At 25.1% G+C, this 14,530-nt stretch carries 14 protein-coding genes and 1 CRISPR repeat array; of the genes, 1 reads left to right on the top strand and 13 read right to left on the bottom strand.

The window, feature by feature from the left end:
- Nucleotides 1–27: 27 nt before the first annotated feature.
- Nucleotides 28–1,320 (bottom strand): hypothetical protein, encoded by a 1,293-nt coding sequence (locus ACWXVK_RS00360; protein WP_456016854.1) that lies wholly within the window; start codon nucleotides 1,318–1,320, stop codon nucleotides 28–30.
- A 417-nt stretch (nucleotides 1,321–1,737) separates the two neighbouring features.
- On the opposite strand from ACWXVK_RS00360, the gene cas9 reads away from it, so the two are divergent.
- Entirely contained in the window at nucleotides 1,738–5,235 is a 3,498-nt protein-coding gene (gene cas9 / locus ACWXVK_RS00355) for a type II CRISPR RNA-guided endonuclease Cas9 (RefSeq protein ID WP_456016852.1), read from the top strand.
- Nucleotides 5,236–5,320: 85 nt separating this feature from the next.
- Nucleotides 5,321–6,414: a CRISPR direct-repeat array (repeat unit 37 nt; unit sequence TGTCTAACCTTGCTTAAGAATAGTATAGTACTAAAAT).
- A gap of 38 nt (nucleotides 6,415–6,452) precedes the next feature.
- Here cas9 and ACWXVK_RS00350 read toward each other — a convergent pair.
- The 12 genes from ACWXVK_RS00350 to ACWXVK_RS00295 all read right to left on the bottom strand — a co-directional run bounded on the left by ACWXVK_RS00350 (nucleotide 6,453) and on the right by ACWXVK_RS00295 (nucleotide 14,325).
- Nucleotides 6,453–7,199 carry a hypothetical protein gene (locus ACWXVK_RS00350; RefSeq protein ID WP_456016850.1) on the bottom strand — a complete coding sequence of 249 codons (747 nt, stop codon included), beginning with the start codon at nucleotides 7,197–7,199 and terminating at the stop codon, nucleotides 6,453–6,455.
- 3 nt (nucleotides 7,200–7,202) lie between these two features.
- Complete coding sequence (cas2, locus tag ACWXVK_RS00345; protein WP_456016848.1) at nucleotides 7,203–7,508, bottom strand: CRISPR-associated endonuclease Cas2; 306 nt, start codon at nucleotides 7,506–7,508, stop codon at nucleotides 7,203–7,205.
- Nucleotides 7,509–7,512: 4 nt separating this feature from the next.
- Complete coding sequence (gene cas1, locus ACWXVK_RS00340; RefSeq protein ID WP_456016846.1) at nucleotides 7,513–8,409, bottom strand: type II CRISPR-associated endonuclease Cas1; 897 nt, start codon at nucleotides 8,407–8,409, stop codon at nucleotides 7,513–7,515.
- 430 nt (nucleotides 8,410–8,839) lie between these two features.
- Nucleotides 8,840–9,169, bottom strand: a complete 330-nt coding sequence (locus ACWXVK_RS00335) for a hypothetical protein (protein ID WP_456016844.1) — start codon at nucleotides 9,167–9,169, stop codon at nucleotides 8,840–8,842.
- 400 nt (nucleotides 9,170–9,569) lie between these two features.
- Complete coding sequence (locus tag ACWXVK_RS00330; protein WP_456016842.1) at nucleotides 9,570–9,749, bottom strand: hypothetical protein; 180 nt, start codon at nucleotides 9,747–9,749, stop codon at nucleotides 9,570–9,572.
- 383 nt (nucleotides 9,750–10,132) lie between these two features.
- On the bottom strand, nucleotides 10,133–10,321 hold the full coding sequence (locus ACWXVK_RS00325) for a hypothetical protein (RefSeq protein WP_455966090.1): 189 nt from the start codon (nucleotides 10,319–10,321) through the stop codon (nucleotides 10,133–10,135).
- Nucleotides 10,322–10,405: 84 nt separating this feature from the next.
- Nucleotides 10,406–10,681, bottom strand: coding sequence for a hypothetical protein (locus ACWXVK_RS00320; RefSeq protein WP_456016840.1), 276 nt, complete (start codon nucleotides 10,679–10,681; stop codon nucleotides 10,406–10,408).
- 333 nt (nucleotides 10,682–11,014) lie between these two features.
- Complete coding sequence (locus ACWXVK_RS00315; protein WP_455994767.1) at nucleotides 11,015–11,338, bottom strand: hypothetical protein; 324 nt, start codon at nucleotides 11,336–11,338, stop codon at nucleotides 11,015–11,017.
- Entirely contained in the window at nucleotides 11,302–11,550 is a 249-nt protein-coding gene (locus tag ACWXVK_RS00310; protein WP_456016838.1) for a hypothetical protein, read from the bottom strand. The genes ACWXVK_RS00315 and ACWXVK_RS00310 overlap by 37 nt, the downstream gene beginning before the upstream one ends.
- Nucleotides 11,551–11,642: 92 nt before the next feature.
- Nucleotides 11,643–11,774: a hypothetical protein gene (locus ACWXVK_RS00305; RefSeq protein WP_456016836.1), complete on the bottom strand. Its 132-nt coding sequence runs from the start codon at nucleotides 11,772–11,774 to the stop codon at nucleotides 11,643–11,645.
- A 760-nt stretch (nucleotides 11,775–12,534) separates the two neighbouring features.
- The gene (locus ACWXVK_RS00300) at nucleotides 12,535–13,446 is read right to left on the bottom strand and encodes a hypothetical protein (RefSeq protein ID WP_456012005.1); all 912 of its coding nucleotides are present in this window, start codon (nucleotides 13,444–13,446) and stop codon (nucleotides 12,535–12,537) included.
- A gap of 12 nt (nucleotides 13,447–13,458) precedes the next feature.
- Nucleotides 13,459–14,325, bottom strand: coding sequence for a hypothetical protein (locus tag ACWXVK_RS00295; protein WP_438340421.1), 867 nt, complete (start codon nucleotides 14,323–14,325; stop codon nucleotides 13,459–13,461).
- Nucleotides 14,326–14,530: the final 205 nt, after the last annotated feature.

Raw genomic sequence — 14,530 nt, 5'->3', positions numbered from 1 at the left:
AGTTTTATATTAAATTAAGTTTTTGTATTATTCTAAGAAAGATTTAAAGCCTTCAAAATGTTTTTTAAATCATTGTTCAGGGTATATATATGAGGCGGCTGATGTTGTTGAAGTATAACCATAAATTACATAATCCCTTACTTCCGATCATTTTAGTTTTCAATTAGAACCTTGTTCTTTTAGGGCTTTAATAACAATTTTGTAAATTTCAGAATCTTTGCGAACATAAATATATGAACGATAGAAGCCAACGGTTGGAAGTTCTTCTCCTGTTGCCAACGAATCAATATGTGTTTTTAATTCATCGTTGTATCCGTTTGTAGTTGAATTTGGATTTTTAGATGGTTCCTTGTTGATATAAAGATTATTTTTATTGAATATTTTGTAGTTATTAAATGCTTCAACTAGTAGTTTTTCATCATTAAATTTAGGTGTTGATGGATTCTGCTTGCTTATATATGGGTCAATAATTTGGACATTTCTACCAGCTTGAATAATAAAACTAGAATCTCCGGATAGCTTAGCTCATGTATCGACAGGTAGAAAGGCGACATCGATCGATTTAGCTTTCAAAGCTGTTGCAGCACTATTGTAATCACTTGAAACACTAATTTCAATATTTTTGATTCCTTTTTCCTTTATTCATAATTGTAGTTTCTCTGTTGCTTTTTGTACTAATGCGGCATCAGAAGAAGGAATGAATTGAATTTTAAGGTTTTTCTTTTCATCAACAGTTGTGAATTTATTTGTTTTTTCATCAAAGGAAATATATTCACTATCGCCCTTAGGAATAACTTCATAGGCTTTTTTTGAATCTCCATTTATGTTGTAAACGATATTTGCATCAAATCCAACTGGAGCATAGCCATCATGGTTGTATATTTTGAATATACTTTGGATCTTGTTATTTTTATCTAAGTAAGTTAGATTGCTTTCTTTGTTAGAATCTTTATTATCTTTTACTTGTTTGTTTGATTCTTTTATTGCAGCAATTAAAAGTTGTTGAAGAGCCTTAATATCGCCAAGCTTTAAGTCAGATCTCGCCTGAACACCATCATTTGAAATGTGCGATGTAGCTCCAATAACTGCTAGATCATTAGCATGGTCTTTAGCATAAAAACGAGCGTCTGATCATGCCCCGGCAACAGTGATTGATTTGTTAGCTAGTTTTTGCATAGCATCAGCATAGCCCTGGGTTTTTATTGCTTCGACATTGGAATCTGTTGTACATTGTGAAGAAATTAGACATATAGCCATCGGAAGTATAGAAGCACTAGTTATAACTGAAGGTAGTAAGAACTTTCTGATTGATTTTTTCATTTGTTTTCCTTTTTGTGTGGATTTTCTTTAATATAAAGTATTTAAATTTACAAACGAAATTATATTAAAAACTCAAGGAGCAATAAAAAAACACTTATTAGAAGAGTTTTTTTAAAAAAATTAACAAGTATGAAAAAAAATAAATTTTTTGTGGTGAAAAATTATATTATAAAATTAGTTTTTTTATGAAATTACAATTTTTTTATTTTGCTGCAATTTAACGTAAATGTTAAAAAAGTTATTTTATAAATTTTGTGTAATCCCATTTGGTTCGAAAATTTAAGATAAAAGTTTAGTGTATTAAAATTGCAATATTAGCAATAGTAAAATCTTCAAATTTTCTCTAAATTTTAATGATAAAAATAAATATTTATATTTGTAATTTATAATAAATATGTTTTTTAGAATGGAGAATTCATGGAAGATAATAAAAAAATTGAGGTTTCATTAGGCCTAGATTTAGGGATTGGTTCAGTAGGCTGGTCGCTTGTTAATAATGAAACTAACGAAGTTATTGCGCTAGGTTCTAGATTGTTTGATGAACCTAATTTAGCTGAAGATAGAAGAGCACACAGATCTCTTAGAAGAAGCATAAGAAGAAAAGCTTTAAAGAAAAATGCTTATGCAAAATTAGTTATTAAATATAGCAAAATGTTTAATTTAGATTTAAAATCTGTCGAAGATGTTTTAAATATTTATTTAAAATCTTCACAAAAACACCCACATATTATAGATTTAAAATACAAAGCATTATCAAAAGAAATTTTATCAGAAGAATTAATCTGAATACTACACGATTATTTAAAAAATCGTGGTGTATTTTATGAAATAGAAGAAGAAACCAAAGATAATAAAGGCGGCGATAAGAATAACAGTTCATTTGCCGAATTTAAAGACGATTCAAAATATCCAAGCGAAATTGAAAAAAAATACTTTGATAGATTCGGATTTGTCAAAAACATTGAGGCAAACACAGGCAATTTATTTACTAATAAGAGATGAGTTGCCGAGCTTGAAAAACTTTTCGAAGTTCAGTCTAAAAAATATGACCAAAAATTATTTAAAGAATTTAGTGATAATTATCTAAATTTATTTAAATATATACGTTCATTTGAACAAGGGCCTGGCAATATAAAAAGTCCGAGTGAATACGGGATTTTTCAAAGAGATGAAAATGGTGAAGTTATTCAAAAATATACTGTAATATGAGAAAAAACCACTGGAAAATGTAGCGTGTTTAAAAAAGACAATAGAGCGCCTATTAATACGCCAAGTGCAGAAATGTTTAATTTATTACACAATTTAAACAATACAACTTTTTATATTGACGAAAATTCACAAAATAAAATAAATCTAGACAATCAAGTTAAAAAAGATCTAATTTTAAATTGATTTAATTCATTTAAAAACGATAAAAAAGTTAAAAACATAGATAAAAAATCAATTATTAAAGAAATGAAAAAAATTAATAATGATTTAACTACAAATAGTTTTAGCAATGAAGATATCGATTATAACAATCTAAATATAACAAATGAAATTTTAAATATCTTTGTAAAAAATAATTGTATTGCTTCAATGTTTAACAGTGAAAATTTATTCAATGTAATAAGAGACTTAGATAAGCTATATCAACCAATATTTTATAATAGAAGTATTGATGACCGTATCAACAAGTTAAACGATAAAGAATGTATTAAAGTATTCAATAAATATTTATTAAATGACAGTGATATTCAGAACACGATAAAAGATATTGCTCAAAGTTCTAAATTAAAAGGAAATAAAACACATTCACTTTCATACCGTGTTTTTGAACATACGTTGCAGGCATTGTTTGACGAAATTACCAATCTAGAGTCATTAAAATGAAATAAAGAGAGTGATTTATATAAAGCAGTTAGTGAATATAATAAAGAAAATGAAATTAAACTAATTTCAAAAGAACAAACTGGCAAATATTTACAAGCCAATTTTTTAGACGATTTAATTGTTTCTCCAGCAGTTAAAAGTTCAATTAGAGAAAGCGTTAAGGTATTTAACCAAATTATCAAAGAATTTGGAAAAAAATATTTAATCACAAAAGTTGGCCTAGAAATGCCAAGGGATAAAAACGGTGAAGAAGAAGCTAAAAAAATCAGTGCTCAAAATAAACACAATAAAAAAGTTAATGATCTAATTGAAGTGGCAGTAAAAGAAAGAACTATGGATAATTCATTCAGTATTTCAAATTGCTCAGATCATACAAAATTAAAGTTATTGCTATGATTACAACAGGACGGAATTGATTTATATTCTCTTCAAGATATTGATTTAAGAAAAGTTTATAAAGATCCAGGATATACAGATATTGATCATATTCTTCCTCAAAGCAAAAGTTTTGACGATTCAATCAGAAACAAGGTTTTGGTACTAAAAGAGTCAAATAGGCAAAAGAAAAATAAGGTTCCTAAAGACTTTTTATCAACCGAAAAATTTGAAGAGCTAAAAAAATGGTTATATGTACATTGAAGATCAAAAGCCGATAAATATACTTCTAAAAAAGATAAAATCAAAGATTTACCTTGATTTAAAACATACGATGAATTAATTGCAAAGTGCAACAATTTATTGCATGACACACTTTCTCAAAGCGATGAAATAGAATTTGCTTCTAGAAATTTAAACGACACGCGTTATGCATGTAAAGAATTTTTAAGTATTTTAGCAAACTATGCTAAAAATCATGACAATCAATTCACAATAAAACCTATTAGAGGTAAATTTACAAGCATAATTAGAAAATTAGCGCAATTGGATAAAAAGAACCGTGATGAATTTGATCACCATGCTATTGATGCTTCAATATTGGCAATTGCAGCAAACAATATGAAAATGAACCATAATAAATGAGCAATTTTGGAAAACTATTACATTGACAAAGACAACATTATTGATAAAGAAACTGGTGAATTTATTTGTAAGCGTTCTGATTTAACTGTCAATACCGAGGATATAACAGATAAAGTAAAAAAATCGATAGGCGAAAATAGACAACAAGAAATTAAATCTAAAGTAAGATTTACAAGAAAATTAACGAAAGATCATAATATCGAACTATTTAATGCAACTTTATACTCTTCTATCAAAGATCCAGATGATGAAAATATAATTTATAAAGTTGAACGTAAAAGTGTCTATGATATGAAAGATTACTTCGAAAAAGAAGATAAACACGATAATGTATTAATGTTCAGAAGTCACCCTCAAGAGTTTAATAAACTTAAGAATATATATCTAGAATATAAAGGTGAAAAAAGTCCTTTTGAAGTTTATATGAATGATTTACAAAAAACATATAGTGAATTAATTTCAGAAGAGTATAAAGATTTCTGTAAAAATAATCAAATTTTATTACTCGTTGAAAACAATAAAGTCAAAATGGTTAAAAAATTAAAAATAGTTAGTGATAAAAAAGATATTAACAATGTAGCTTTAAATAAAAATGATAGCAAGTCATTTAAAGAATCATTTAATTGGGTTGCGCTATTGATTTATAAAACAAGAAAAGATAAATATGCTTATATCCCGGTAAATGCAAAAATCTACACATTTGATAACAATAAAAAATCTGATTTTTCTTTAGAAGAAATTTACAATCAAAAAGAATTAAATAGAATTAAAAAAACATTAGACATTCCAGAGGAAAATAAAATAATTGATGTCTGATATAAAAATACGTTGTTTAAAAACGCAATCAATAATCAAGTCTATTATTTATGTGGCAACAATTATAGTACTCAACAAATAGAAGTAAAATTTATTTCAAAACGAAACGTTATTGTAGAGGGCGATAAACAAAAAATAAAGAGAATTTTAATTAATATTAACGTATTTAACTTAAATTATCTTAAATTAAAAAATAAAATAGTTTAAATTTTACTAATGAAAATTTATAACACATTCCATACAGAATGTGTTTTTTAATAATAAAAAAAATAAACCACTTAAATACTTAAAAAGTCTAACCTTGCTTAAGAATAGTATAGTACTAAAATACTACTTTTATCTCTTAGACCGGCATCGAAGTCTAACCTTGCTTAAGAATAGTATAGTACTAAAATTATGGTAAGCCATCATCATACAAAATTAATGTCTAACCTTGCTTAAGAATAGTATAGTACTAAAATTTTATGGAAAATTTGGTCAAAGTTTTGAAAGTCTAACCTTGCTTAAGAATAGTATAGTACTAAAATTAACTTGTTCATTATTATTAATATGATTATGTCTAACCTTGCTTAAGAATAGTATAGTACTAAAATACATATTTCATATATTTGTTCATCACGTTTGTCTAACCTTGCTTAAGAATAGTATAGTACTAAAATAACATCATCATCATTAACTCTGTAATCAGTGTCTAACCTTGCTTAAGAATAGTATAGTACTAAAATGCAACATCGCCATACTCAAATTTTTCAATTGTCTAACCTTGCTTAAGAATAGTATAGTACTAAAATTAGCACCATCCAACTTACTTAAATCGTTTAGTCTAACCTTGCTTAAGAATAGTATAGTACTAAAATTATGGAAAACCAACTGATTATAGAGTTAATGTCTAACCTTGCTTAAGAATAGTATAGTACTAAAATATAACTCGCTTGTATCAATATGATAATTATGTCTAACCTTGCTTAAGAATAGTATAGTACTAAAATTCAATTGTTCGATTAATTCAAGTGTTTTTTGTCTAACCTTGCTTAAGAATAGTATAGTACTAAAATTTATCATTAGTCGTTATTGGATTGTTAGTATGTCTAACCTTGCTTAAGAATAGTATAGTACTAAAATCAGACTACACTATTTTAATAATCTATTTTTGTCTAACCTTGCTTAAGAATAGTATAGTACTAAAATATATATAAGTGCTTACTAATGAACCCTTAAGTCTAACCTTGCTTAAGAATAGTATAGTACTAAAATTTGCCTAATTCATCTTTTGTATTATAAGTAGTCTAACCTTGCTTAAGAATAGTATAGTACTAAAATGTCATATAAGTTTGGATTAAATGTCTTACTGTCTAACCTTGCTTAAGAATAGTATAGTACTAAAATGTCATTTTTGTATATAAACGTTTAAATTCGATTAAAAATTAATCTAAAATGATTGATTTTATAGCATTTTGCAATGTTTTGCTTTCTTTGATTTTTTTAATATCGTCAATATTGAATTTTTGCATAAGTATTTCTTTAATTAAAGATACATTATCAATATTGATAAATGTTTTATTATCAAAAATTGAACAAACTTCCAACTCTTCAAAGCTATTACAAATATTTCAAATATTGTTAGTTAATATAATAAAGTTAAATTTATTAGTAAAAGTAACCAACTCGCTAATATTGATATTATCAAAATTAGTGATAATTACAAGTTGCTTATCTAATTGATCTGTTAAATCAAAAAACTTAAATAAAATATCTTTATTAATCAATTTCTGATCATTTAGTTGGAATAAAAATTTAACTAACTTTGATTTATCTAAATTAAGATAAATAAAATCTTCAGCAACTAAATTTGTATAAAAATTTAATACTTCAGATAATAAATCATTTTTGATTAAATTTTCTTGATCAATTCTACTGTCTTTTATAAACATTTTATATAAACTATTTTTGCTGCTAAAGTTAAGGATATCAATAACTTTTGATAATGGATTAATAATAATACTTTCATTAACAAAATAGCCTTTATTATTAATTAAAAGACTTGGTTGATTATTTTGATTTTCATGATTAATTAACATAGCTAAAAAAGCTAAAGAGTTACTGCTTTCAATAACTCTAATTCCTTGATAGTCATAATCTAAAAGATGACTAAATTTTACTATTTCTAACATAATTTATACCTCTAAATATATTTTTTTATCTAAGTAATATTCATTTAGTGATTTTTCGCCATTAATGATTTCAATATTTTGATATTGACTTTCTGTTACTAATAAAATTCTCACATTTGATTTTTTTGGAACGATTTTTATTAGTTTATCCTTTTCATAAGGATATTGAGTGTGAGCTGATATACATTTAACATAGATTGAATATTGAATCATGCTATAACCTAATTTAATTAGTTCATTTCTAAATTTATTATAATAAGAGATATTATCATCGTCCATCGAAATATCATACATAACAATTATTCGCATAAATCTACTTTGAATTTCAATCAATGATTAACTCTTCTAATGAACAATTTTCTAATATTTTTTTAACTGAATAATCAATATAATCGCGAATTCTTATATGCTTATTGTCGACATTAATGTGCTCATCAAAAAATTCATATAGCATTTGCTTAAAAATTTTTCAATTCACTTCTTGATAATTAGCTTTCTTGATTAAATACTGATATACAACATAGTCAACAAACACTCTAGCTATTTCCATTAGATCGCATGCTAAACTATAAGGGTTATTAAAGCTTTTATGAAAAACGCCAATGCGATTATCAAAGCCACGCCCATTAATTGCCCGACTATAAAATGATAGTAAAATCGTATACCCATAATTTAGCATCGCATTAATATCATCATCAAAGTTATTTCTTTCTCTTTTAAAATCAGCTCCAAAAATATTTTTATAATAAAGTTTAGCTGCATGAGCCTCGCGGTTAGATAAATCACCAATTTTGACATCTAAAATATAATTTTTAAATTTTTGATAATCTTCATCATTAACTAAATTAAAATTTACTAACAAATTAAGTTGATTAGAAATCTTTAATTTAATAATATTTTTTCAGGTTATGGCTTTGTAATTCTCATCTCAAGTTAATTGAGATAAAAATACTTTGTTATTATAATAATTATCAAACGGAATAATTTGCGCCTGAGGCAGATGTTTTTCGTTGCATATAATTATGTTAACTTTTTCTTTTATAAATTTATTAATTAGTGGTATTGATATTGTTGTTTTATTATTTTCGAAAATAATACTATCAATATCATTAGTTGGTATTGTAATTTTACCTTGTTCTTTTTTAATAATTAAATTTCCTAAAAAAAGTGATAAATATTCACTTTCCGTAACATCGATTATTTTCTTCATATTCTTCTTTCTGCTTATATACTAAGCAAAAAAATTACATTGCAATTTTAAATATTATTTAAAAAATTCATTAAATTGGGCTTCTAATAATTAATATAACTATTTAGCTTGTTAATTCTTAATCAAATTGCAACATTTTTATAGTTTAAAAATGTTTCTTAAACTTAAGATATCAAATATGTTTTTTAAGACCTAAAAAAATTAAAACAGGAATCAGGAAAATTAACAAAGTGTCATACTTTGCTATTATTTTTTTGTAAATCTATATATTTCGAAAGTAAAAATTAAATAGTAATATATTTTTAAATTAACCTTACGGGTCTTATTTTAAAAATTAGAATCCATTTTTTTAAGCTTTATTTATATTTGGATTGGTTGGCAAACCAATTTTTTAAACCCACTTTGCGGACATTAAAATAAAATTAAAAATCTACTTAAAGTTTTCATATAGGTCATTACCCACTTGTTTAATTAGGTTTTTAAACATTGTTTTTAAGTTGCTCATTTCTTGTTTTAAATCCGATGTATTTAATTTAAATTTTTCTAAATTTCTAATCAGGTAATTAAACTTGTCCGTAAATGTTGAAACGACCGACTTATGCGTTACGACTATCAAACTCAATTTGTAAGCCAAATCGTCTCAAACGTCAAGATTTTTACCTATTAAAAAAATCTCTTGTGAGTTAAAGTTAGATAAATCACTACTTGCTTTGTAACGATTTTCTGGAGTTTTAAAACAATATTCACCGCTTGAGTTCATACAAAATAAAACCTTTATTTTCTTTGAAAAATTAACTCTATTGCCGTTAGTATTAACTGGGGCATAATATTCGTCTGTGCCTGAATGAGTTTTGTTTTTAAAATGATAATCAACATACCAACCAGGATCGCCTTCAGTTATCTTTCTAAAACAGTTTTTATTGCTATTTCTTTTTAATTTTGGAGATATAGAATTAAAGTAATCTATTAATTGGTCTTAAATTTTACTAATTTCTGTTCAATGTTTTATATTCTTTATTTTAAAGAATATGGGATAATTTAATTGAGCAGTTTTAAAAGACTTTTCAACAAAAGACTTAAATTGCAAAACACTAGAGGATTGAACTTCAATGCTTAAAGATTGCAAATTCTCAGTAATAGGCGTGTATGAAGACTCTTTTTTAAAAAGTTTTTCTCTTATCGGTCTTTATAATCTGCGGAATTCCATGTGTTCTAAAAAGTTTTTCGAGCAGATTCATATAACCAATATCGGTTTTCTCTTTAGACACATGGACCGCTAAAAGCCTATCAGTGGCAGGATCAATAGCGTGGTAAGTACGAAAAGTTTCACCCAACCCCATTGTGTCTGGCGCAGCAATGATTTCAACGATCATACCTGGAGAAAGATTTTTCCAGGTATTTTTTATTACTACATTTTTTTCTATTGTTTTAAGATTCTCTAATCTACTATTTATTGCATAATAAAATATTGTTTCTAAAACCGTGCTATTTAAAATATTTTTTGCGTTTCTTTTAGTTTCTTTTCTAGTTGCTTTGTGCGAGTGCTCTGTTGCATACCCCTTTTTAAAGTGGGTCTGTAAGAGTTTTAAAAGACATTATTGACCTTTTGTTCTATAATAAACTGCCATAGTAACATTTCTAGTTCTATCTGTAGGTGATCAAAAACAAAGGAACTAAAATCTCTGATTTTTTCAATTTCAGAATCTACTAGATCAGCACCAAACTATTGTCTATATTTATTTCCTTTATTTTTGTGCGAGGCATTAAATGTCCCACTAAAATTTATAGATTTTTTAATTTTAAAAACTGTAAAACGGCTAACATCGTGTTTATGGCGATTTGGTTTATTTTTAATTTTTTCATTAGTTATATCGATATAAATACCTTTTCTTTTTTTCTCAAAATTTGTCAAATTATGGATTTCTATTTTTTTATATTTCCAAAATTTCTGTTACAAACATAAATCAAATATCACCATGTGTATTTAACTATTCTTTTAATTTAATGTCACCATAATTTTAGGCCCGTATCTTGTAATATAAAAATTATTTTTATTACCATGTTTCTTTTTATAATCATCATAACTATTGTGAATTTTATGAGGTATTTCACTTAAAAAATGGTTACCTCCACTTCCTTTTATTCAATGTGGGATGCAAATCAAAGTGATTGGCTTAATAATGTGTAATTTATTATTAGTCGCATAACATGTTCTAATGATATTCAATGTATTTGGACTAATTTCAAGCTCGTATAAAACTATATTAATCATATTTCTTTAACTTTACTGTATTTTATAAATTGATCTATGCATTTATATTATCAATAATATAAAAATCAATAAATGAAAAATAAAAACCGCCAGTGGCGGTAAATTCGGCATAAAGCCTTATTTTAGTACATACTATTCTTAAGCAAGATCAGATTGTGATCAAATTTTTGTACATAATCATTATAAAGGATTTTTTAATAAATGTTAAAAAAATATTTTAAAACCATTAATTAGCGTGAAAAATGAGCCACCGATATTTTGAATTTGTTTAATTATACATTTTGCATAATTTCTAATAAAAAAATAGCTCTACTTTAGGAATAGAATAATTTATTATAAAATTACAATTTTATTTATATCTCTTCTTATTTTTTCTAAATCTTCATTAATTGATCGCATTAAATCTATTTCTCTTTGTGAAATAAGACCAGTTTTAACAAAAGATTCTAAAATTTCTGTTTTTTTAGATAACATTTGATTGTAGTAATATCCGGCTTCTTGATGTTTCACAATTTTTTTAACCACCGATATTTCAAGAGGAAGCTTTTTACTATATGCTATTTTCTCATACATTTGAATGTCATTTTCATTTAATTCAAAAGCTTTATATCTTTTATTGTTTATGTGAAAATAGTATTGTTGATCTGCACCGATCATAAAGTTACATCTTTTTTTGATGTAACTTTTATTTTTTGATTTTTTTCATTTTTAGGAATATATTTTTTATTTTTAAATGTTACAATTCCATTAAAAATTTGTCTTTTAATTGGAAAATTAAAATAAGCTTCAAGAGTTGCACTGTTTGGTTTTCTAAATTCATTTTTTTCAGAATTGGTAATTGATTTTCTTGTTTTTATATCATTAAGCATTGCAATAATTTCGTGTCTATATTTATTAGCGTCTTGGTTTGTTTTAATATTTCTATCTTTTAAAAATATTGGAATTCTATTATGTGAATTCTCTAAAAACCTTCTATATGTGGTTTTTCATTAGATACTGATGTTGTTATAAATTCAGCAGCTAATTTTGTGACTGCATTATACAAAATAGCGCTAGATTCAAGGTTATTTATGAAAATTCATTCTATTATCACTAATCATTATCTTTGGTATCTCATATTTATTAATAATATTTTGAATAATAATTTAATAACCTTTTACTGATTTACGCTTTTTTATCAAAATAAAGTGATAAAACTTTTGAAGTTGAAACATCGCTACATGCAACAATTATTCATAAGGTTTGATCAACAAAAAATGAATAGATCCATCAAGTTCAACACATTCGCCTATATTTACTAATTTTCTTTTTGAGGTTATGTTTAGTTTTGCAATCTTTTTTAGGCAAAATATTTGGCTTATAAGGTATATATTTTTTACAAAAGTTCTTTGTCTTTTTATTGTATTTTTATGAGCAAAAGTACTTAGAAAACCGCTTTGTGTAAGTCTTTTTGTTAATTGGCTATATGATATTTTTGCATTAGCTATTCTCTCATAAAACAAACACTAAGACATATATGAATTACAAGAACTATTTTTTGTTCCAGTAATTAATTTTTTGCTTTCATATTTTTTCATAGTTGATAATTAAATCATTGTTGTAAATCTTTTTTCTATCGCCTCATTGGTTGCTATGTGCTAAATTAACTTCTTTTTTTACATAATTCAGCATTTCTTAATTTTTGTTTAATCTTTTTTGGTTGATATTGACATTTTGCTTTCAAGGATAATTGCTTATTTGTATGTAGTTATAACATCTAATTTTTTGTTTTCTATTTCATGAATAATAAAACCACCTATAACATTTTACTATATATGTTAGGTGGCTCATTTTTGCTACAATTTAACGCTTTTTTATGAAATTACAATTTTTTTAAAGAAATTAGCCACCATTGTCTTAAAAACTTCTTCTAAATCATTTTCATTATCTTTTGAATAATAGTATGTAGTTAGTAATTTTGTGTTTTTATTCAAAAGATCTTTTGTTGAAGAAATAATAATTGGTGATTTTTTTTGTATACGCGTTTCAAATATGTTAATTAACAAGTCAAAAAATCATTGGGATTTCAAACCTAAACTAAGATTTGCAATGAATAATACATCAACATTATTCAAATAATAACATATTGATTGTTTTTCTTCTTTATTTGATGATAGAAAATTATATAGTTCATTAGCATTTAAAAAGGCTACTGTCTTGCCTTGACTAATTACATTCATTAGAGCTATATATTTAATAATATCATTGCTTATTGTAAAATTGGCTCCTCATAATCAAATGTTAAAATCAAAAACGCCTTTTCCGGTGATCATTGTTCTAAATTTAGCTCTAATATCTTCACTAGCAATAGTTTTAGGTAATGAGTCGATAAAAATTTTTGTTGTTTTTTTTAAAGCAACAACATCAGACGAATTGTTATTTTTTTGAAAATATTTCTTAAATATTGGATCTAACTCTGTGATTGATGTTAATCAGAATTTTTCTAGTTGTTGGCTTCTTATTATCTCCTTATCATTACTATAATCTTCAGCCAAAAAACCATAAATATCAACAAACAGCTTATAGTCAGGCTTTTTATGATTTTTGATAACTGAATCATGATATCTTTGTAAGATACCCATACCCTTTTTTATTTGTTTTTCATTAAGGTTTAATCTTTTAATTTCTGTTTGAATAAAATCCTTTGAAAGAACTTCATTTCTTAATTCATCAATATTTATTTTTTCATTAGGTGATAATATTGAATCAAAAATCTTTTTCTCCATTATTTATTCCTTTTAGTCATCTCATGTTAGTACATCGTTTAAATCATCATTAATATTATTATATTTTTTACTAAATAAAGAATAGCTATTATTTCTATTTAGAGAAGCTTGACATAATTCATTATCGATTAAATATGCATCATATAAGTTTCTTCTTGCAAAGTCATTGGCTATTTTTAGGATGTAATTGCATATAATGGCATTATTTATAGAAATTGAATATTTTATTATATTGTTAATAGCATTATCCTTAAAATTTAATGACTTTATTTTTTTTAGCATCAAAATTTGCGATGGACTGAGTTCTTTTCTTGTGTGGTAACTAATATATTCTTCTGAAGTGAGATCTTCAATTAATTCATGTTCATTAATAATTTTAAAATCAAAACAATCTTCCTGCTGCAAAGAAATTTTTTCACTAGAAAAGACCTCAAAAAAGTTTTTTGAAACATTATTAAATTCTGTTTCATCATAATAATAAAATGCATTATTCTTAATTAAATTATTATATAAAACTTCACCTAATTTATTTTTTAACAAATTAGCGATAAGAGAATTTTTTACAATTCCATTGGCACATAGTGGTTTTATTAATTTAAATAATAAAGTGCCATCCTTGTCTTGCAGGGTTTTAATTAGTCCTAAGCCCTCTAATTTATTTTTAGCATCTTTTATTTGGTTTATCGACATAACTAGAAATTCTGAAGTTTTGGCTAAATCATATTTCTTTAGTCTATTTATATTATATAAATCATATAAATGTTGATAGAAAGCAACACCCAGACTTCCAATAATAGGAGAATAGAAGGTTCTTAAATTAATTAAATCTTTTGAAGAAATATCAGCTGAATTATCAACCAAAAATTTAATTTGATCCATTTTTATCCCCCTCTTGTTTATATATTTGTTTTTGCATAAAATTAATTTATGTTAAAACGCATTTTTACTTGATAGCAAAATTATTTTATGGGACTAAGAGAATGTTTTGTCTCATTTTTATTAGTTTTTTTGAGGCTAAGTATTTTTAGTGTAATTTATAGACATCGTTAATAGCCTTTATCATCTAAATTTAAGAAAAATTTAT

The sequence above is a fragment of the Mycoplasma sp. 3398 genome, from assembly GCF_053851555.1.
Note: the sequence above shows the minus strand (reverse complement) of the source record. Positions and strands in the feature narration are given on the sequence as shown.